Source organism: Aminobacter aganoensis (genome assembly GCF_014206975.1).
Lineage (GTDB): Bacteria > Pseudomonadota > Alphaproteobacteria > Rhizobiales > Rhizobiaceae > Aminobacter > Aminobacter aganoensis.
In genome coordinates this window covers 346,202-366,272 of record NZ_JACHOU010000003.1, presented here as the reverse complement: position 1 = coordinate 366,272, position 20,071 = coordinate 346,202, and the positions used below count along the sequence as shown (strand labels likewise).

Sequence of the window (20,071 nt, the reverse complement as noted above, 5' to 3'; positions counted from 1 at the left end):
AGTCTCAATGCTGATGCTGCGAGACAGGGAGAGCGCAAGATGGCCTATGAGACGATCATCGTGGAAACGCGAGGCAAGGTCGGGCTGATCACGCTCAACCGTCCGAAGGCGCTCAATGCGCTGAACACGCAGGTGCTCGGCGAATTGCTCGCCGCCACCGCTGCCTTCGAGGCCGACCATGGCATCGGCGCCATCGTCATCACCGGTTCGGAAAAGGCGTTCGCCGCCGGTGCCGACATCAAGGAGATGCAGGCCAAGACCTATGTCGAGGCCTATCTCGAGGATTTCTTCTCCGGCTGGGAAGCCTTCACCCGCAACCGCAAGCCGATGATCGCGGCCGTCGCGGGCTACGCCCTGGGCGGCGGCTGCGAGCTCGCCATGATGTGCGACTTCATCATCGCCGCCGACAGCGCCAAATTCGGCCAGCCCGAGATCACGCTCGGCGTCATCCCCGGCATGGGCGGCTCGCAGCGACTCACCCGTTTCGTCGGAAAGGCCAAGGCCATGGACATGTGCCTGACCGGCCGGATGATGGATGCGGCCGAAGCCGAGCGCTCGGGTCTGGTGTCGCGCGTGGTGCCGGCAGCCGACCTCATGGAAGAGGCGATGAAGGCAGCGGCCAAGATCGCCGATTTCTCGTTGCCGGCGGTCATGATGTGCAAGGAAGCCGTCAATCGCTCCTATGAGGTGACGCTTTCGGAAGGATTGCGCTTCGAGCGCCGCCTGTTCCATTCGATGTTCTCGCTCGAAGATCAGAAGGAAGGCATGGCGGCCTTTGCAGAGAAGAGAACCGCGAATTTCCGCAACCGCTGACCGGAATCGCGTTGACGTTGGGAGTAAGCTGAACTATAAGCCGCACCAACCGAGGCGCCCCTAGGGACGCCCGAATGATTTTTGCGCTTTGCGGGAAGCTGCTCGCGCCCACCATAGATCAAAGAGAGGCACCATGGCCAATACCTCCTCGGCCAAGAAGGCTACCCGCAAGATTGCCGCCCGTACCGCGGTCAACAAGAATCGCCGCTCGCGCGTTCGGACCTACATCCGCCAGGTCGAAGAGGCGCTGGCCTCGGGCGACAAGGCAAAGGCAGAAGCCGCCTTCAACGCCGCCCAGCCGGAATTGATGCGCGCCGCCAGCAAGGGCGTGGTCCACAAGAACACTGCCTCGCGCAAGGTTTCGCGTCTGGCCCAGCGGCTCAAGGCGCTTTCCGCCTAAGCCCTGCAAGCAATTGGATTTCTGATCAACCCGGCCTCACCAGCCGGGTTTTTCTTTTGTCCGAAAACGGCCGAAAAAGCAGTCCGCAACGACCTCGTGAGCATACCCCTGGGGCACCAAGATCTTTGCCGGCATATGCGGCTATTCTTATAAGTACAACTGCAGCAAGCGGCCTCTGCCGCAGACTCACCCTGGCAGAAATTCTCCTGTAAATTCATAAGCTTGTGCGCGGTCATCCACAGGTTGTTCACGTCGCCCACGGGGCTTGGGGGACAAGTTGGTGTCAAGCGGATTCTTTTATAATTTTTTCCAGCAGGGCCCGGTTTTTTTCGATCCCCGGAAAAGGGTTTGAATCACAAAGGCTTTGGCCGCCCGAGGGGGACAAACGGGCTTTGAATCCGGACGGGCGCTAAGCAGATTCATTAAAAACGCGTTAGACTCGGCCTTGCCCTGTCCACAGCGATTTTTGTAAGGTCTTTTCATCGAAGGGACGGGCACCAAGCCCTCTGCCAAGCCACAAAATCGGCGGCGTTCTCGGCGTGGATGGAATCCGCGATCGGGGGAGGCGTGCTCACTTCGAGATATACTTGGGGCGTGTGGGGATACACGGCATGGTGACTTTGCAATGCACCGGCGATTTCGCCGGGTGGCTACGCATTTGCCTGGTGCTGCTGCCCCCGCAGCACCGGCCTTCCGAAAGCGCCTGACGGCGCCGATGAAGGCAACACGGGGCCTCGCCGGAAACGGCAGCATCCCGAATGAACATACCGGTGGAGATGCGAGCGGCGCATCCCCATACGGCAACGAGGACCGAAGGTTAGGGATTGCGACATGCAAAGCGGCATCGAAAGGGAAGCAAATGCGGGCTTTCTTTTTACCGGCGAACTGATCGAGGGGAACGAAGTGGCAGCAACCAGCGCCGCAGAGAAGAATTTTGACCGGGTCAAGACGCAGCTCCAGGTTCGCCTGGGCAGTGAAGTATTCTCGAGCTGGTTCGGCCGCATGAAGCTTGCGGAAACCTCGAAGGGCGTCGTGCGCCTTTCGGTGCCGACGGCATTCCTGCGTTCCTGGATCAACAGCCACTATCTGGATCTGATTTCCGAGCTGTGGCGGCAGGAAGAACCCGAACTGCTGAAGCTCGAAATCATCATCCGCACGGCCACACGTCAGGTACGTCCCGGGGTGGAGACCGAAGCCACGGCACTGCGCAAGCCGGTGCGCCAGGCTCAGACGGCCCTGGCCACCAGCACGGTGGCAGCCGGACGCACCGAGCGCCCCGCCCCTGCCCGCAACGGCACGGCGGACGCGGAGTTCAAGCAGAGCGTTCTCGGCTCGCCGCTCGATCCGCGCTACACGTTCCAGTCCTTCGTCGAAGGCCCCTCCAATCGCGTGGCGCTGGCAGCGGCGCGCGCGGTGGCGGAATCGAACTCGCGCTTCAACCCGCTGTTCCTTCATGCCACGGTCGGCCTCGGCAAGACGCACCTGCTCCAGGCAATCGCCGCCGAGTCGCTGCGCCAGAACCCGAAGTCGCGCGTCGTCTACCTGACGGCCGAATACTTCATGTGGCGTTTTGCGACCGCGATCCGCGACAACAACGCGCTAACGCTCAAGGAGCAGCTGCGCGACATCGACCTTCTGATCATCGACGACATGCAGTTCCTGCAGGGCAAGTCGATCCAGCACGAGTTCTGCCACCTCATCAACATGCTGCTCGACTCGGCCAAGCAGGTCGTGGTCGCCGCCGACCGTCCGCCGGCGGAGCTGGAATCGCTCGAGCCGCGCGTGCGTTCGCGCCTCAATGGCGGCGTCGCGCTCGAAATGTCGGCGCCTGACTTCGGCATGCGCCTTGGCATGCTCAAGCTGCGCTTTGCCGGCGCCAAGAACGAAGACCCGAACCTCGCCATCGACGAGGAGATCCTCGCCCATGTCGCCCGCACCGTCACCGGCAGCGGCCGCGAGCTGGAAGGCGCGTTCAACCAGCTGATCTTCCGCCAGTCGTTCGAACCGCAGCTGTCGATCGAGAGGATCGACGAGATCCTCGGCCATATCTACCGCTCGGGCGAGCCCAAGCGCGTGCGCATCGAAGACATCCAGCGCATCGTCGCGCGCCACTACAACGTGTCGAAGACGGAGCTCCTGTCGAACCGCCGCACCCGCACCATCGTCAAGCCGCGCCAGATCGCCATGTATCTGTCGAAGGTCATGACGCCGCGCTCGCTGCCCGAGATCGGCCGGCGTTTCGGCGGCCGCGACCACACCACGGTGCTGCACGCCGTGCGCAAGATCGAGGACCTTTCCGGCGGCGACAACACGCTGGCGCAGGAACTCGAACTGCTGCGCAGGCTGATCAACGACCAGGCCTGACGGCCGGATGGCGGCGGCGACCGATCGACGCCCGCCACTTATCCCCAGAACGCCCGCGCAACCGCCCTGGAATGGCTGCGCGGGCTTGCCTTTCCGCACTTTTTACTGTCAGACTCGGCACCATTCCGATCGTGTTGCGGGCTTTCCCGGGCGCATTCGAGCCCGTGAGCCCGCACCTTCAAATAAGCGAGCCTGTTTCGTCATGCGTGTTATCCTGGAACGCTCCAACCTGTTGAAGTCGCTGAACCACGTGCATCGCGTGGTGGAACGGCGAAACACGATCCCGATTCTCTCCAACGTGCTGCTGCAGGCCGATGGCGCGAGCCTCGAGCTCAAGGCAACCGACCTCGACCTCGAGGTTTCGGAAGCTACGCCGGCAAATGTCGAGCAGGGCGGCGCGACCACCGTTCCCGCCCACCTGCTCTACGACATCGTGCGCAAGCTGCCCGACGGCGCCGAAGTGATGTTGAGGACCGACGACGACGGCAACGCCATGTCGGTGGTGTCGGGCCGTTCGAGCTTCCGCCTGCAGTGCCTGCCGCAGTCGGACTTCCCCGAGCTTTCGGCCGGCACCTTCTCGCATATCTTCCGGCTCGACGCCCAGGCGCTCAAGGGCCTGATCGACAAGACGCAGTTTGCCATCTCCACCGAGGAGACGCGCTACTACCTCAACGGCATCTACCTGCACACGCATGAAAGCGGCGGCAAGCTGATGCTGCGCGCGGTCGCCACCGACGGCCACCGCCTGGCCCGCGCCGAGGTCGAGGCCCCGGCCGGCTCGGAAGGCATGCCGGGCATCATCATTCCGCGCAAGACGGTCAGCGAGCTGCAGAAGCTGATCGACACGCCCGACGTGGCGGTGACGACCGAGCTTTCCGACACCAAGATCCGCCTGACCATCGGCGGCGTGATTCTGACCTCGAAGCTGATCGACGGCACCTTCCCCGACTACCAGCGCGTCATTCCGAGCGGCAACGACAAGAAGCTGGTCATCGACCGCCAGAGCTTTGCCGCGGCCGTCGACCGCGTCTCGACGATCTCGTCCGAGCGCGGCCGCGCCGTGAAGCTGTCGATCGCCGACGGGCTGGTGACGCTTGCCGTCAACAACCCCGATTCGGGCAGTGCCACCGAAGAGCTCGCCGCCGACTATTCGGCCGACCCGATCGAAATCGGCTTCAACGCCAAATACCTGCTCGACGTCGCCGCCCAGCTCTCGGGCAGCGAGGCGCGCTTCATGCTGGCCGATGCCGGCTCCCCCACGCTCATCCACGACACAGCCGACGAGAACGCTCTCTACGTGCTGATGCCGATGCGCGTGTAGCGCACCCACGCCCGTGCCAGGCCTGGAACCGGGGGGCGAACGAAAACGCACCCCCTCGACGCATATCCGTAAGCTCATGCTTACGGATTTCCGCAACTACACCTCGCTTGCGCTCGACCTCAGGCCCGGCCCGGTGGTGTTCACAGGCGACAACGGCGCCGGCAAGACCAATCTGCTCGAAGCGATCTCGTTTCTGACGCCGGGACGCGGCTTGCGCCGCGCGCCCTACCCCGACGTGGCGCGCGAAGGCAGTGCCGGCGGCTTTGCCGTGCATGCCGGCATCGAAGGGCCGTTCGGCGACGTCGAGATCGGCACGGGCACCGCACCGGAAGCCGCAGGCGAGGCTGGCCGGCGCGTGCGCATCAACGGCGCCAATGCCAGATCGGCCGACGACATGCTCGAATGGCTGCGCGTGGTCTGGCTGACGCCATCGATGGACGCGCTGTTCACCGGGCCGACCGGCGACCGCAGGCGCTTCCTCGACCGGCTGGTGCTGGCGATCGACCCCGCCCACGGCCAGCGCGCGCTCGACTACGAAAAGGCGATGCGCGGCCGCAACCGGCTGCTGGCCGAAGACCGCCGCGACAACGCCTGGTTCGATGCGATCGAGATCCAGATGGCCGAGACCGGGGCCGCGATCGCCGCCGCCCGCGTCGAGATGGTGCGCCTGCTCACCGCCATGATCGGCCGCATGCCCGAGACCGGCCCCTTCCCGCAGGCGGAGCTGGCACTTTCCGGAACGCTGGAGCAAAGCATCGGCAACATGCCGGCAGTGGAACTGGAGGAGCGCTTCCGCCAGGCTCTCGCCGGCGGCCGCGAGCGCGACCGGGCGGCGGGGCGCACGCTGGAAGGTCCGCACCGCTCCGACCTCGTCGTGCGCCATCGGCCCAAGTCGATGCCGGCCGAACTGTGCTCGACCGGCGAGCAAAAGGCTTTGCTGGTCGGCATCGTCATTTCGCACGCGCGGCTGACCGGCGAAATGGCAGGTGCTGCCCCCATCCTGCTGCTCGACGAGATCGCCGCCCATCTCGACGCCGGACGGCGCGCCGCACTGTTTGAAATCCTCGAGGACCTCAACTGCCAGGCCTTCATGACCGGCACCGAGCCGGCGCTGTTTTCCAGCCTCGCCGGCCGGGCGCAGTTCCTGACAGTCGACCACGGCAGCGTTCGCGCGACGGAAGGCGACTGACAAGCAGAACGCTCGGCGATATGGTTGCGGCATGAACCAGTCCGCCCCGCTTTCGCCCGAAGAACTCGAACGCTACGCCCGCCACATCGTGCTGCCGGAGATCGGCGGCCCGGGCCAGCAGAAGCTGAAGCGCGCCCGTGTGCTGGTGATCGGCGCCGGCGGACTCGGCGCGCCGGTGCTCGAATATCTCGCCGCCGCCGGCGTCGGCACGCTCGGCATCGTCGACGACGACCATGTCTCGCTGTCCAACCTGCAGCGCCAGGTGATCCACGACACACAATCGGTCGGCGCCTCCAAGGCAGAAAGCGCCAAGGCCACGATCCTGCGCATCAACCCGCATGTGACGGTCGAGCTGCACGAGATGCGGCTGACGCCCGACAATGCCGCCGGGCTGATCGCTGGCTACGACATGGTCATCGACGGCTCCGACAATTTCGAGACACGTTATGCCGTCGCCGATGCCGCTGCCGAAGTGAAGCGGCCGCTCGTACACGCTGCGGTCGGGCGATTCGACGGCTCGATCACCGTGCTGAAGCCGTTCGAGACAAATGCCGATGGCCGCAAGAACCCGACCTATCGCGACCTGTTTCCCGAGCCGCCGCCGGCCGGGCTGGTGCCGTCCTGCGCCGAAGCCGGGGTGCTCGGCGCGCTGACCGGCGTGATCGGAACCTTGCAGGCTATGGAGGCGCTCAAGCTGATCACCGGCATCGGCGAGCCGCTGGTCGGCCGTCTGCTGCTCTACGATGCGCTCGGCGCCCGGTTCGACACGGTGCGCTACAAGGCGCCCTGACGATGGCCGAGCTGACCGTCACCCGCCTGCCCGAGGGCTTTTCGGCCTGGGACGAGCTTTTCGAGCTGATCATGCGCTCCTTCGCCTACATGGACGGCGTCATCGACCCGCCGTCCTCGGCGCATCGGCTGACGCCTGCCAGTCTGCGCGACAAGGCCAGGGGCGAAACCTGCTTCATCGCCACGCTGGACGGACGGCTCGCCGGCTGCATCTTCGCCGCCGAGCGCACCGACGCCTTCTATGTCGGCAAGCTGGCCGTCGACGACGGCGCGCGCGGCACGGGCATCGGCCGGGCGCTGATGCAGGCGGCCGAACGCCACGCCATCGCTCAAGGCAAGCCCACGCTCGAACTGCAGACCCGGATCGAGCTCGAGTCCAACCACGCCACCTTCGCCAGGATGGGCTTCGTCGAAGTCGAGCGCACGGCGCATGACGGCTACGACCGGGCGACCTCGATCACCTACCGGAAGCCACTCGCTTGAGCCTCGAACTCACCGCGAACGAGCGGCGGATCGCCGGCGGCGCGGACGGGGCCGCGATGGCGATGCGCATCGTCGCCGAAAGTGCCGCCCTGCTCGGCGCGCCCAGGCTGATCCCGGTCGCCTCGGCGCATATCGACGGTGCGCTCTATCACGGCGATTCGGGCACGCTGTTCGCCGAGAGGCTGGTCGATGGCGGGGCACGGGTGGCGGTGCGCGCGACGCTCAATGTCGGCGCGCTCGACCTCATGGGCTGCTCGCGTGTCAGGCTCGAAGAACCGCAACGTTCGATGGCGCGGCGGATGATGGACGCCTACCGCAAGCTCGGCTGCGAGCAGAGCTGGACCTGCGCGCCCTATCAGGCCGGGCATCGCCCGGCATTCGGCAGCGACGTCGCCTGGGGCGAATCGAATGCCGTGGTGTTCTGCAATTCGGTGCTCGGCGCGCGCACCAACCGCTACGGCGACTTCCTCGACATCGCCTGCGCCATATCCGGCCGGGCGCCCCACTATGGCCTGCACCGGCCCGAGAACAGGCGGGCCACCCTGGTGTTCGACGTTTCCGCCCTGCCCCCGGCCTTCATGGCGTCCGAGATCGCCTGGCCGGTGCTCGGCAGCCTCTATGGCCGCGAGGTCGGCGGCTCCATCGGCGTGGTCTCAGGCGTCGCGCGCGATCCGGGCGAAGACGCGCTCAAGGCATTCGGTGCGGCAGCCGCATCGTCCGGCGCCGTCGGCCTGTTTCATATCGCTGGCGTGACACCCGAGGCGCCCGATGCCGAGACGGCGCTGGGCGGCATCGCGCCCGACGCCACGATCCGCGTCACGCCGGACATGGTGTCCGCGGCGCAGGCGCGCTTGTCGACCGCGCAAGGTGCGGACCGCATCGACGCCGTCGCCATCGGCAGCCCGCACCTGTCGCTTGCCGAGTTCGACGCGCTCGAGCGGCTGATAGCCGACCGCAAGCTGGCCGTACCGATCCACGCCTGCACCGGCCGGCATGTGCTGGCCGCGCTCGACCGCGACGGCAGGCGCAAGGCGCTGGAAGCCCTGGGCGTGATGATCGTCGCTGACACCTGCGTGGTGGTGACGCCGATCCTGCCCGACCGGTCGGGCGGCGTGCTGATGACCAATTCGGGAAAATTCGCCCATTATGCGCCGGGCAACACCGGCTATGCCGTGCTGTATGGCTCGCTCGCCGATTGCGTCGAAAGCGCCGTCGCCGGCAAGCCGCTGTTTGCGGGGACCGGGCGATGAGTTCGGTGCGGGCCGAAATCCTGGTTCCCGGCCAGGCTGGCGAAGGCCGGGCATTGATCCTGTCGGCGCCGATCAGCTTCTGGGGCGGGGTCGATCCGAAATCCGGCCGCATCGCCGACGTGCGCCACCCCGAATGTGGCCAAGGCATTGCCGGCACGGTGCTGTTCCTGCCCGGCACCATCGGCTCGTCTTCGGCGTCGGCGGTGCTGATGGAACTGGTCCACGCCGGCCATGCGCCGGCGGCGCTGGTGCTGCACGAGCCCGACGCCATCCTGCTGCTCGGGCTGATCGTGGCGCGCGAGATGGGCTGGCAGACCCCGGTGGCGGTGAGACTGCCGCGCGATGCTTTCGGCAGCTTTAGAGGCAAGTCGGTGAGGGTTGGCGCGGACGGCGAGGTCAGCTTTTCCGGCTAGCTCGACGCTGCCCGTCACCCTTACCCTCTCCCCGTGAAAAACGGGGAGAGGGGGGGCGTTGGCGTTGCGGCAAGCATCCTTCTCCCCGTTCTTACGGGGAGAAGGTCCGGTAGGGGATGAGGGGCAGCGCGAACCTATAAGGCGAAGCTCAGTCCTGGACAGCAAGCCCCGGCCCGGCGGGCCGGCAGCGCAAGCCTGGGACGGAGGCTCAGGTCCTCAGCGGCAGCACGCGGTCGGGCGGGCGGTGGCCGTCGACATGCGCGCGGATGTTGATGATGACCTTCTCGCCCATGTCGATGCGGCCTTCGATGGTGGCCGAGCCCATGTGCGGCAACAGCACCACCTTGCCCTTGGCGGCGAGCTTGAGCAGCTTGTGGTTGACCGCCGGCTCATGCTCGAAGACGTCGAGGGCCGCGCCGGCCAGCTTGCCGTCCTGCAGCATCTTCACCAGCGCATCCTCGTCGATGATGTCGCCGCGGGCGATGTTGACGAGGTAGGCGTGCGGCTGCATCAGCGCCAGCCTGCGGCCCGACAGCAGATGGAAGGTCGCCGGCGTCGAGGGACAGTTGATCGAGATGATGTCCATGCGGGCGAGCATCTGGTCGAGGCTTTCCCAGTAGGTCGCCTCCAATTCGTCTTCCACCGACTGCAGCACGCGGTGGCGATTGTGGTAGTGGATCGACAGACCAAAGGCCTTGGCGCGGCGAGCAACGGCGGTGCCGATGCGGCCCATGCCGACGATGCCGAGCCGCTTGCCGCCGATGCGGCGGCCAAGCATCCATGTCGGCGACCAGCCGGCCCATTTCTTCTCGCTGGTGAGAACGCTGGCGCCCTCGGTCAGACGGCGCGGCACGGCGAGCATCAGCGCCATGGCCATGTCGGCCGTGTCTTCGGTCAGCACGTTTGGCGTGTTGGTGACGGTGATGCCGCGCTTTGCAGCCGCGGTGACGTCGATCTTGTCGACGCCGTTGCCGAAATTGGCGATCAGCTTGAGGTTCGGCCCGGCCTGCTCGATCAGAGCCGCATCGATGGTGTCGGTGACCGTCGGCACCAGCACGTCGGCCTCCTTGACCGCCGCCACCAGCTCCGGCTGGGTCATCGGCCGGTCGTCGACATTCAGGCGCGCGTCGAACAATTCGCGCATCCGCGTCTCGACCTGGTCGGGCAGCTTGCGCGTAATGACGACGAGAGGCTTTTTTCGACCGGCCATTCTATCCTCGACGAAGATCTCGTTGAGACCTCTTTAACCAAGACCGGCGAAACTGGGAACCGATCACTGAGCGGTAATCTGTGTAACAAGCAGTGCCGCCGAAGACAAAGAAAAAGGGTGCCCGCGCAAAGGGCCCGAATTCAAACAGAGGTTACGGAAGTGTCTGGTTCCGCGTCGCTCCGCCTGGCCGTCAGCGCAGCCCTGATCGGCATTGCTTTCGTTTCACCGAATGCCGCCCTGGTGGGCCCCGCCGTGGCGGCCCAGGACGTCAGGCTCGGGCCGAGCGGACTGCCGCTGCCGCGATTCGTCAGCCTGAAATCCGGCAAGGTCAATTCGCGCATCGGCCCCGGCGTCAACTACCCGGTCGACTGGCTCTATCTCAAGCCGGGCCTGCCGATGGAGATCATCCAGGAATATGACAACTGGCGCCGCGTGCGCGACTCAGAGGGTGCCGAGGGCTGGATCAACCAGTCGCTGCTGTCGGGCCACCGCACGGCGATGACGGCACCATGGCAGCGCGGCAAGCCGGCGCAGCTCAACCTTCTCGCCAAGCCCGAGCAGGGTGCGCGCACCGTGGCCGTCATCGACCCGGGCGTGATCGGCTCGATCAAGCAGTGCAACGGCCAATGGTGCGAAATGAGCTTTGCCGGGACCAGCGGATGGCTCAACCAGTCGCAGGTCTGGGGGGCATACCCCGGCGAAAGCATCGAGAACTGACCGCCAGGCTCCGGTCATGCCGCGCGTTCTCGGAACGCGCGCCAATGCGATGCCCGCGAAGAAACCTGCCGATTATGAAGAAAGGCCCCGAAAACCGGGGCTGCCCGGAGATCAGGCCGGGCGCTTGGGCCGCAGCCTCACCACGATATCGACATTGGCGATCTCCATGCCTTCCGGCGGTTCCGGCAGGTTGGTGACGCAGACCGAATTCGATTCGATGTCGAAGATGCGGTTCTCACCCTCGACATAGAAATGGTGGTGGTCCGAGGTGTTAGTGTCGAAATAGGTCTTCGAGCCTTCGACCGCGAGGATGCGCAGCAGACCGGATTCGGTGAACTGGTGCAGCGCGTTGTAGACAGTCGCCAGTGACACCGGCACGCCGGCGCCGAGCGCCTCCTCGTGCAGCTCTTCCGCAGAAAGATGGCGATCGCCCTTGGCAAACAGCAGTTCGGCCAACGCAATACGCTGCCGCGTGGGCCTCAGGCCCGCATCGCGCACACGCGTTTCCACAGCAATACTGGCCTTGCGGGAATCCACTCGGTTTGCCTCGTCGAAGGTTGCCTTCGCCTCAAAAAAATCCGCCGGGCGCTTCTAGATCCGAATAGAACGCCGGCAAGCTATGCCTGACATATATTCTGTCGTTCAAATGCGATCAATAGCGCGCATTGACCCAGGCGGATGGGCGCGTTAATCGCAAACGCCGGTTTCCGGCTGCAAACAGTCTGTGCTAGTGAGAGCACACAGGAAGGGCGGCACCGCCCGAGAACTTATACGGGGAAGGTGTTCATGGCCGATCAGAAATCCAGCTACGGCTACGAAGAATTGCTGGCATGTGCCCGCGGCGACTTGTTCGGCCCCGGCAATGCCCAGCTTCCGGCCCCGCCGATGCTGATGTTCGATCGCATCACCGAGATCAGCGAAACCGGCGGCGAGTTCGACAAGGGCTTCGTCCGCGCTGAGTTCGACATCAAGCCGGACCTGTGGTTCTTCCCCTGCCACTTCATCGGCAACCCCATCATGCCGGGCTGCCTCGGCCTCGACGCCATGTGGCAGCTGACCGGCTTCTATCTCGGCTGGCTCGGCGAACAGGGCAAGGGCATGGCGCTCTCCACCGGCGAGGTGAAGTTCAAGGGCATGGTCACGCCTTCGGTCAAAAAGGTCGAATACGGCATCGACTTCAAGCGCGTCATGCGCGGCCGCCTGGTGCTCGGCATCGCCGACGGCTGGTTGAAGGCCGACGGCGAACCTATCTACAAGGCTACCGACCTGAAGGTCGGGCTCTCGAAGCAGGAAGCCTCGGCCGTCTGATCGGCCCCATACACTGGACCGGAGATTCTCATGAGACGTGTCGTCGTAACTGGCCTTGGCATCGTATCGTCCATCGGTAACAACGCCTCCGAGGTTCAAGCTTCGCTGCGTGACGCCAAGTCCGGCATCAGCTTTTCGGAGTCCTTTGCCGAGCACGGCTTCAAGTGCCAGGTCTGGGGCGCGCCGAACCTCGACACGACAGAGCTCGTCGACCGTCGCGCCGCCCGTTTCCTGTCGCAGGGCGGCATGTGGAACCATGTCGCCATGAAGCAGGCGATCGCCGACAGCGGCCTCGAAGAGAGCGTCATTTCCGGCAATCCGCGCACCGGCATCATCATGGGTTCGGGCGGTCCTTCGACCCGCACCATCGTCGAAGCCGCCGAAATCACCCAGAAGAACAACAGCCCCAAGCGCATCGGGCCGTTCGCGGTGCCGAAGGCGATGTCGTCGACGGCGTCCGCCACGCTCGCCACCTGGTTCAAGATCCACGGCGTCAACTATTCGATCTCCTCGGCCTGCTCGACCTCGGCGCATTGCATCGGCAACGCCGCCGAGATGATCCAGTGGGGCAAGCAGGACGTCATGTTCGCCGGCGGCCACGAAGACCTCGACTGGACCATGTCGAACCTGTTCGACGCCATGGGCGCCATGTCGTCCAAGTACAACGATCGCGCCCCGGTCGCCTCGCGCGCCTATGACGTCAACCGCGACGGCTTCGTCATCGCCGGCGGCGCGGGCGTGCTGGTGCTTGAAGAGCTCGAGCATGCCAAAGCGCGCGGCGCCAAGATCTATTGCGAACTGGTCGGCTACGGCGCCACCTCCGATGGCTACGACATGGTCGCCCCGTCGGGCGAAGGCGCGATGCGCTGCATGCGCCAGGCGCTGTCGACGGTGAAGGGTTCGGTCGACTACATCAACACCCACGGCACCTCGACGCCGGTGGGCGACAGCAAGGAAATGGGCGCGATCCGCGAAGTCTTCGCCGGCAATTTGCCCAACATCACCTCGACCAAGTCGCTGACCGGCCACTCGTTGGGTGCGGCGGGCGTGCAGGAATCGATCTATTCGATCCTGATGATGCAGGGCGGCTTCATCGGCGAGAGCGCCCATATCGAAGAGCTCGACCCGGAGTTCGAAGGCATGCCGATCGTGCGCAAGCGCATCGACAACGCCAAGATCGACACGGTGCTGTCCAACTCCTTCGGCTTCGGCGGCACCAACGCCACGCTCGTTTTCCAGCGCCTCTCCGCATAGGGACACCGACATGGACGGATTGATGAAGGGCAAGCGCGGGCTCATCATGGGCGTCGCGAACGACCACTCGATTGCCTGGGGCATCGCGCAGAAGCTCGCCGAACACGGTGCCGAGCTTGCCTTCACCTACCAGGGCGAGGCCTTCGGCCGCCGCGTCAAGCCGCTGGCCGAGAAGGTCGGTGCCGACATACTGGTGCCCTGCGATGTCGAGGACAGCGCCTCGGTGGTGGCCGCTTTCGAGACGCTCAGGGAAAAGTGGGGCGGCATCGACTTCCTGGTCCACGCCATCGGCTTTTCCGACAAGAACGAGCTCAAGGGCCTCTACGCCGACACCACGCGCGACAACTTCGTGCGCACCATGGTCATCTCGTGCTTCTCGTTCACCGAGGTCGCCAAGCATGCAGCAGCCCTGATGAACGACGGCGGCTCGATGATCACGCTGACCTACGCAGGGTCGGTGCGCGTCATGCCCAACTACAACGTCATGGGCGTCGCCAAGGCCGGCCTCGAGGCCAGCGTGCGTTATCTCGCCAATGACTACGGCCCGCGCGGCATCCGCATCAACGGCATCTCGGCCGGTCCGGTGCGCACGCTGGCAGGTGCCGGCATCGCCGATGCCCGCCACATGTTCTCCTACCAGCAGCGCAACTCGCCGCTCAGGCGCACAGTGACCCTCGACGAGGTCGGCGGTTCGGCGCTGTACCTGCTCTCCGACCTGTCGTCGGGCGTCACCGGCGAGATCCACTACGTCGATTCGGGCTATCACATCGTCTCGATGCCGACGCTGGACGAACTCAAGCAAATGGATGGCGGGCGCGACTGACGCGCCCGGGAATCGGATTCGATTTCCGCGAAGCGCCATGCGCCAATTCATGCTCCTACAGCGTCTTTCGCGCGTTCCAGCGGACATGCGGCGCTGTAAAATCTCTCCCGACGTTAAAATTGTAGACAATCGCCGCAAGCGATCTTAACGAGCGAATCGGTAGTGATGCCACGCAAGTTAGGAAAGTCACGCATGCCTGCCGTCAGGAATCCCCGTCGAAGCCCGTTGTTTCGGCTCGTCACCATCGCCAGTGCGGGGTTGGGCAGTTTCGTATTCGGCATGTGGGGGCTGAGGTTCGCCCTCGGAGCCAATGTCGGCGGCATGCCCTCGGATGTCGCTGCAACGATCATCGCCGCGCTTTGCGCGCTCGCTGCATCGATCGCGGCAATGTCGTTCTTTGCCGGCATCGACGAATCGGCCGACTATGTCTTCAACGAGACCCATTTCGACAAGCTGACCGGGCTTCTGGCGCGGACGGCGATGGTCGGCAAGATCGCCGAGGCGGCGTCGGCCACGGCGCGAACCGGCAAGCCGGTGTTCCTCATCGACGTCGACATCGACCGCTTCAAGCAGATCAACGACGCCATCGGCTACAGCAATGGCGACGCGCTGATCCGGGCCTTTACCGCGCGCCTGAAGGCCGCACTGCCGCGCGACGTGGTCATCGGCCGCATCGGCGCCGGCGAGTTCGCCATCCTCAGTCCCGACCCGGCCTTGCAGGGCTCTCTCGAAGCCCTCATCGACCGCCTGATCCACGACCTGATGCGGCCCTACCAGCTGCCGTCACACCTCCAGTCGGTCAACGTGTCTGTCGGCGTCGTCGCCATGCCCAAGGACGGCTACGACCCGGTGACGCTGCTGCGCCGCTCCAACCTGGCGCTGCAGAACGCGCGAGCCAGCGGCATCGGCGACTGGGCCGTGTTCCAGCCTGAGATGGGCCGCGTCGCCGATCACCGCCAATGGGTCGAGTCGGAACTGCATGTCGCCTTCGAGCGCGGCGACTTCGACCTGCACTACCAGCCGCAGCTCGACCTGCCGACCGGCCGCGTCGTCGGCTACGAGGCGCTGATCCGCTGGCATCACCCCGAGCGCGGCACGATCCCGCCGGGCGAGTTCATCTCGGTCGCCGAAGAAACCGGCATGATCGCGCCGATCGGCGAATGGGTGCTGCGCAAGGCCTGCACCGATGCCCGCCTGCTGCCGGAAGACTGCTTCGTGGCGGTCAACATCTCGCCGGTCCAGTTCATGACCCGCGACTTCGTCGGCATCGTCGAGAGGATCATCAAGGAAACCGGCATCGCGCCCAAGCGGCTCGAGCTGGAGCTGACCGAATCGGCGATGATGCAGGACCGCGACCGCGCCGCCCAGATCCTGAAGCAACTGACAGCGATGGGCATCTCGGTGGCGGTCGACGATTTCGGAACCGGCTATTCGAACCTCGCCTACCTGATCGACTTCTCGTTCCACAAGCTCAAGATCGACCGCTCCTTCGTCAGCCGCATGGAGACCGACAGCAATTCCGGCGCCGTGGTCTCGACCATCGTCGGCCTGTCCAGGGCGCTCGGCGTGCGCACCATCGCCGAGGGCGTAGAGACGGAAAACCAGGCCACCCTGCTCAGGGCGGCGGGCTGCCAGGTGGTGCAGGGCTATTTCTTCGGCCGTCCGGCGCCGCTGGTGCTCGGCGATGCCGGGCTTGTCGTTCCCGCCGACCGCACGGCCAGTGTACACTGAGGTCAGCGCTTGGCGGCGTAGACCCTGAAGGCGCTGTCGACGGCGATTTCCTGAACCGACGAGAATGTCGCCGCCAGCACTGGCTGGTAGGGCAGATGGCGGTTGGCCACCATGAACAGCCGCCCGCCCGGCTTGAGCGCGGCAGACGCCGCCCGGATCATGCGCTGGCCGATCTCGGGATCGGCATCGCGGTCGAGGTGGAAGGGCGGGTTCATCACCACCATGTCGTAGCGCCGCTCGACCGGCTCCTTGACCAGGTCCTGCCAGTGGAAGGCGGGCGCGACAGGTGCGTCGGGCACGTTGACCCTGGCCGCCTCGAGCGCATCGAAATCGGCCTCGAACAGGTCGAGCGCCGTGAGGCCCGGCGCCCGGGCGGCGACCTCGGCCGCGACATAGCCCCACCCGGCGCAAAAATCGGCGACCTTGCCCTTGATGTCGGAAGGCAGGTTGTCGACCAGCAGGCGCGAACCGGCGTCGACGCGTTCGAACGAGAACATGCCCGGTGCGGTGCGGAAACGCCCCTCGACCAGTTGCCCGGGATTGTCCGCGCGCAATATTGCGGACGCGACCTCGGCCTGCGCCGTGCGGCGGAACCAGAGCGCCGTCCCATGATATTTGGGCAGGTGGTCCTCGATCTCGACCAGCGAGCCCAGCCGCTTGCGCAGGCTGGCGATGCCGTCGTCCTTGCCGCCGGCAATCACGATCAGGCCACCCGCCGCCACGCGCTCGATCGCCTCGGCGACACGCAGTTCGTTGAGGCCGCGGTGCCTGCCGGCAAGCACCAGGGCAACGTCGTAGCCGTCTTCCTCGGCGCTCGCCGCAACATCGTGTCCAGCGGCCGCCAGCGCCAGCACATGCGGCCTGAAGCCCTGAACCAGGGAAAGCTTTGCGTCGAAGCCCTGCGGCTTCCTGAAGCCCGGCTCGGCACCGATGAAGAGCGCACGGGTGCCCTGCCCCGGCATCGCCAGAACCTCGGCCTCGAAGGGGTAGAACAGCGTCTTCAGTGCATCGCGGGCCATGGCCGATTTCCGGTGTTGTCTGGTCTACTCAAACGAAACGGGCGCGACCTTTCGGCCGCGCCCGCTTCATAACAGCTGTCGAGCCTATCAGGCTGCGGTTTCTTCGCCTTCGGCCTTCTTTTCCTTGGCGATTTCCTTGCCGGTGGCCTGGTCGACGACCTTCATCGACAGGCGGACCTTGCCGCGCTCGTCGAAGCCCATCAGCTTGACCCAGACCTTGTCGCCTTCCTTGACCACATCCGAGGTCTTGGCAACGCGGTCGTTGGCAAGCTGCGAGATGTGGACGAGACCGTCGCGCGGGCCGAAGAAGTTGACGAAGGCGCCGAAGTCGGCGGTCTTCACCACGGTGCCTTCGTAGATCTCGCCGACTTCCGGCTCGGCCACGATGGTGTGGATCCACTTCTTGGCCGCCTCGATCTCCTTGGCGTTCGACGAAGCGATCTTGACCGTGCCGTCGTCCTCGATGTTGATCTTGGCGCCGGTCTTTTCGACGATCTCGCGGATGACCTTGCCGCCCGAGCCGATGACTTCACGGATTTTGTCGGTCGGGATGTGCATGACCTCGATGCGCGGAGCGAACTCGCCGAGCTCCGAACGGCCTTCCGACAGAGCCTTGGCCATTTCGCCGAGGATGTGCAGGCGGCCGTCCTTGGCCTGGCCGAGCGCGATGTTCATGATCTCTTCGGTGATGCCGTCGATCTTGATGTCCATCTGCAGGGCGGTGATGCCGTTGGTCGTGCCGGCAACCTTGAAGTCCATGTCGCCGAGGTGATCCTCGTCGCCGAGGATGTCGGAGAGAACGGCGAAGCGCTCGCCTTCCTTGATCAGGCCCATGGCAATGCCGGCGACCGGCTTCTGCAGCGGAACGCCCGCATCCATCAGCGCCAGCGAGGTGCCGCAGACGGTGGCCATCGACGACGAGCCGTTGGACTCGGTGATCTCGGAGACGACGCGCAGCGTGTAGGGGAACTGCTCGGCAGCCGGCAGCATCGGACGCACGGCGCGCCAGGCGAGCTTGCCGTGGCCGATTTCGCGGCGGCCGGGCGAACCCATGCGGCCGGTCTCGCCGACCGAGTAGGGCGGGAAGTTGTAGTGAAGGAGGAACTTTTCCTTGTACATGCCGGTCAGCGCGTCGACATACTGCTCGTCTTCGCCGGTGCCGAGCGTGGCAACGACCAGCGCCTGGGTCTCGCCGCGGGTAAACAGCGACGAACCGTGGGTGCGCGGGAGGACGCCGACTTCGGAAACGATCTGGCGGACCGTCGAGAGGTCGCGGCCGTCGATGCGCGAACCGGTGTCGAGGATGTTCCAGCGCACGATCTTGGCCTGGAGTTCCTTGAACACGGTGGCGACCTTGTCGGCCGACCACTTCGGAGCTTCGTCGCCTTCGGCAGCGAAGGCAGCCTTGACCTTGGACTTGACCGCGTCGACGGCGGCGTAGCGGGCCTGCTTGTCGATGTTCTTGTAGGCGTCGCGCAGTTCGCCTTCGACGATCTTCAGCATCTCGGCTTCGAGATCGGAATTGTCGGGCGAGGTGAAGTCGCGCGGGTCCTTGGCAGCAACTTCGGCCAGCTTGATGATGGCGTCGATGACCGGCTGGAAGCCGCGATGACCGAACATGACGGCGCCGAGCATGACGTCTTCGGCCAGTTCCTTGGCTTCCGACTCGACCATCAGCACGGCGGCATCGGTGCCGGCGACAACGAGGTCGAGCTTCGATTCCTGCATCTCGTCGATGTGCGGGTTGAGCACGTATTCGCCGTTGATGTAGCCGACGCGAGCGCCACCGATCGGGCCCATGAAGGGCACGCCCGAAAGCGTCAGGGCAGCCGAGGTGGCGACGATCGACAGAATGTCCGGATCGTTTTCGAGGTCGTGCTGGACGACGGTGACGACGACCTGGGTGTCGTTCTTGTAGCCGTCGGCGAAGAGCGGACGGATCGGACGGTCGATCAGGCGGGAGACCAGCGTCTCCTTCTCGCTCGGACGGCCTTCACGCTTGAAGTAGCCACCCGGGATTTTGCCGGCTGCGTAGGTCTTTTCCTGGTAATTGACGGTCAGCGGGAAGAAATCGAAGCCCGGTTTCGGCTCCTTGGCCGAAACGACGGTGGCGAGAACGACGGTCTCGCCATAGGTGGCGAGCACGGCGGCGTCAGCCTGACGCGCGATCTTGCCGGTCTCGAGGATGAGCGGACGGCCGGCCCATTCGATTTCGACTTTGTGGTGATTGAACATATTTTGTCCTTCGTAGCGGGAGAGGCAAACACCGCTTTGCGGCGCGCCCATTCCCTGGTGTTAGGCACGGATCCCGGAAAACCACTGGGCTTTCCTGATGGATCATGTGCCTGGCTTCGGTTTGGCCAGCCACGGGCAAGACAACAAGAAGCTCGGTGGTGGATATGGGCCGCGAAGGCGGCCGACCGAACGTCCTGCAATCCTGCCCCATGACCGTCCATGGGCGGTTCGGGCGCTTCCCTTTGGCGCTCCGGAACCTTTTCGACGCGACCGCACCCCTGTGGCAGGATCGGGCCGAGGGACCACCCGGTTGATGGCCCTGAATGCGCGACCGGCGGGCCCCCACAAGGAGAGCCCGCCGGTCAATTCGTCAGCGGCGCAGACCGAGCTTCTCGATCAGCGACTGATAGCGCGAGTCGTCCTTGCGCTTGAGGTAGTCAAGCAGCGAACGACGCTGGGAGACGAGCGCCAGAAGACCACGACGGGAGTGGTTGTCCTTCTTGTGGTCCTTGAAGTGCTCGGTCAGGTTCTTGATGCGCTCGGAGAGGATGGCAACCTGGACTTCCGGAGAACCGGTGTCGCCCTTGACGGTTGCGAATTCGCTCATGAGTTCCGACTTGCGCTCGGCAGTGATCGACATCGTGTTTTTCCTTTCGATCTTGAGGAAACGGGACGCCCACGGCCGGGATGTCGTCCAGCTGGGGCCGATGAACAAAGCGGCAAAAGACGCGATGTTGCGGCGCATATAGTGG

19 protein-coding genes are annotated in these 20,071 nt (G+C 65.0%); 14 read left to right on the top strand and 5 right to left on the bottom strand.

What is annotated here, in order from left to right:
* Positions 1-39: 39 nt before the first annotated feature.
* The 9 genes from GGR00_RS09370 (at position 40) to GGR00_RS09330 (ending at position 9,022) form a co-directional block, all read left to right on the top strand.
* Positions 40-813 carry an enoyl-CoA hydratase gene (locus GGR00_RS09370; RefSeq protein ID WP_184699299.1) on the top strand — a complete coding sequence of 258 codons (774 nt, stop codon included), beginning with the start codon at positions 40-42 and terminating at the stop codon, positions 811-813.
* 133 nt (positions 814-946) lie between these two features.
* Entirely contained in the window at positions 947-1,213 is a 267-nt protein-coding gene (gene rpsT, locus GGR00_RS09365; protein ID WP_055980783.1) for a 30S ribosomal protein S20, read from the top strand.
* An 831-nt stretch (positions 1,214-2,044) separates the two neighbouring features.
* The gene (dnaA, locus tag GGR00_RS09360; protein WP_055980786.1) at positions 2,045-3,577 is read left to right on the top strand and encodes a chromosomal replication initiator protein DnaA; all 1,533 of its coding nucleotides are present in this window, start codon (positions 2,045-2,047) and stop codon (positions 3,575-3,577) included.
* Between the two features lie 202 nt (positions 3,578-3,779).
* Positions 3,780-4,898: a DNA polymerase III subunit beta gene (dnaN, locus tag GGR00_RS09355; RefSeq protein WP_184699298.1), complete on the top strand. Its 1,119-nt coding sequence runs from the start codon at positions 3,780-3,782 to the stop codon at positions 4,896-4,898.
* 76 nt (positions 4,899-4,974) lie between these two features.
* Positions 4,975-6,087 carry a DNA replication/repair protein RecF gene (recF, locus tag GGR00_RS09350; protein ID WP_184699297.1) on the top strand — a complete coding sequence of 371 codons (1,113 nt, stop codon included), beginning with the start codon at positions 4,975-4,977 and terminating at the stop codon, positions 6,085-6,087.
* A gap of 31 nt (positions 6,088-6,118) precedes the next feature.
* Positions 6,119-6,877, top strand: coding sequence for a molybdopterin-synthase adenylyltransferase MoeB (locus GGR00_RS09345; protein WP_184699296.1), 759 nt, complete (start codon positions 6,119-6,121; stop codon positions 6,875-6,877).
* 2 nt (positions 6,878-6,879) lie between these two features.
* Positions 6,880-7,359, top strand: coding sequence for a GNAT family N-acetyltransferase (locus tag GGR00_RS09340; RefSeq protein ID WP_184699295.1), 480 nt, complete (start codon positions 6,880-6,882; stop codon positions 7,357-7,359).
* Complete coding sequence (locus tag GGR00_RS09335) at positions 7,356-8,609, top strand: aconitase X (protein WP_184699294.1); 1,254 nt, start codon at positions 7,356-7,358, stop codon at positions 8,607-8,609. The genes GGR00_RS09340 and GGR00_RS09335 overlap by 4 nt, the downstream gene beginning before the upstream one ends.
* Positions 8,606-9,022 carry an aconitase X swivel domain-containing protein gene (locus GGR00_RS09330; RefSeq protein ID WP_184699293.1) on the top strand — a complete coding sequence of 139 codons (417 nt, stop codon included), beginning with the start codon at positions 8,606-8,608 and terminating at the stop codon, positions 9,020-9,022. The genes GGR00_RS09335 and GGR00_RS09330 overlap by 4 nt, the downstream gene beginning before the upstream one ends.
* A gap of 208 nt (positions 9,023-9,230) precedes the next feature.
* Here GGR00_RS09330 and GGR00_RS09325 read toward each other — a convergent pair whose 3' ends face one another.
* Positions 9,231-10,232 (bottom strand): 2-hydroxyacid dehydrogenase, encoded by a 1,002-nt coding sequence (locus GGR00_RS09325; RefSeq protein ID WP_055980803.1) that lies wholly within the window; start codon positions 10,230-10,232, stop codon positions 9,231-9,233.
* A 159-nt stretch (positions 10,233-10,391) separates the two neighbouring features.
* Here GGR00_RS09325 and GGR00_RS09320 point away from each other — a divergent pair, with 159 nt between their 5' ends.
* The gene (locus tag GGR00_RS09320) at positions 10,392-10,949 is read left to right on the top strand and encodes an SH3 domain-containing protein (protein WP_184699292.1); all 558 of its coding nucleotides are present in this window, start codon (positions 10,392-10,394) and stop codon (positions 10,947-10,949) included.
* A 111-nt stretch (positions 10,950-11,060) separates the two neighbouring features.
* On the opposite strand, the gene irrA is transcribed toward GGR00_RS09320, so the two are convergent.
* Entirely contained in the window at positions 11,061-11,486 is a 426-nt protein-coding gene (irrA, locus tag GGR00_RS09315) for an iron response transcriptional regulator IrrA (RefSeq protein ID WP_055980811.1), read from the bottom strand.
* A 249-nt stretch (positions 11,487-11,735) separates the two neighbouring features.
* Here irrA and fabA point away from each other — a divergent pair, with 249 nt between their 5' ends.
* The 4 genes from fabA to GGR00_RS09295 all read left to right on the top strand — a co-directional run bounded on the left by fabA (position 11,736) and on the right by GGR00_RS09295 (position 16,065).
* Positions 11,736-12,257 carry a 3-hydroxyacyl-[acyl-carrier-protein] dehydratase FabA gene (gene fabA, locus GGR00_RS09310; protein ID WP_055980813.1) on the top strand — a complete coding sequence of 174 codons (522 nt, stop codon included), beginning with the start codon at positions 11,736-11,738 and terminating at the stop codon, positions 12,255-12,257.
* A 30-nt stretch (positions 12,258-12,287) separates the two neighbouring features.
* Positions 12,288-13,511: a beta-ketoacyl-ACP synthase I gene (fabB, locus tag GGR00_RS09305; RefSeq protein ID WP_055980816.1), complete on the top strand. Its 1,224-nt coding sequence runs from the start codon at positions 12,288-12,290 to the stop codon at positions 13,509-13,511.
* Between the two features lie 10 nt (positions 13,512-13,521).
* Entirely contained in the window at positions 13,522-14,334 is an 813-nt protein-coding gene (gene fabI / locus GGR00_RS09300) for an enoyl-ACP reductase FabI (RefSeq protein ID WP_184699291.1), read from the top strand.
* 192 nt (positions 14,335-14,526) lie between these two features.
* Complete coding sequence (locus GGR00_RS09295; protein ID WP_184699290.1) at positions 14,527-16,065, top strand: putative bifunctional diguanylate cyclase/phosphodiesterase; 1,539 nt, start codon at positions 14,527-14,529, stop codon at positions 16,063-16,065.
* Positions 16,066-16,067: 2 nt separating this feature from the next.
* Here the strand turns inward: GGR00_RS09295 and GGR00_RS09290 are convergent, their stop codons facing one another.
* From GGR00_RS09290 to rpsO, 3 genes are all read right to left on the bottom strand, one after another.
* Positions 16,068-17,084, bottom strand: coding sequence for a class I SAM-dependent methyltransferase (locus GGR00_RS09290; protein WP_184699289.1), 1,017 nt, complete (start codon positions 17,082-17,084; stop codon positions 16,068-16,070).
* A gap of 87 nt (positions 17,085-17,171) precedes the next feature.
* Positions 17,172-19,319, bottom strand: coding sequence for a polyribonucleotide nucleotidyltransferase (gene pnp, locus GGR00_RS09285; protein ID WP_184699288.1), 2,148 nt, complete (start codon positions 19,317-19,319; stop codon positions 17,172-17,174).
* A 370-nt stretch (positions 19,320-19,689) separates the two neighbouring features.
* On the bottom strand, positions 19,690-20,064 hold the full coding sequence (gene rpsO, locus GGR00_RS09280) for a 30S ribosomal protein S15 (protein ID WP_280137974.1): 375 nt from the start codon (positions 20,062-20,064) through the stop codon (positions 19,690-19,692).
* Positions 20,065-20,071: the final 7 nt, after the last annotated feature.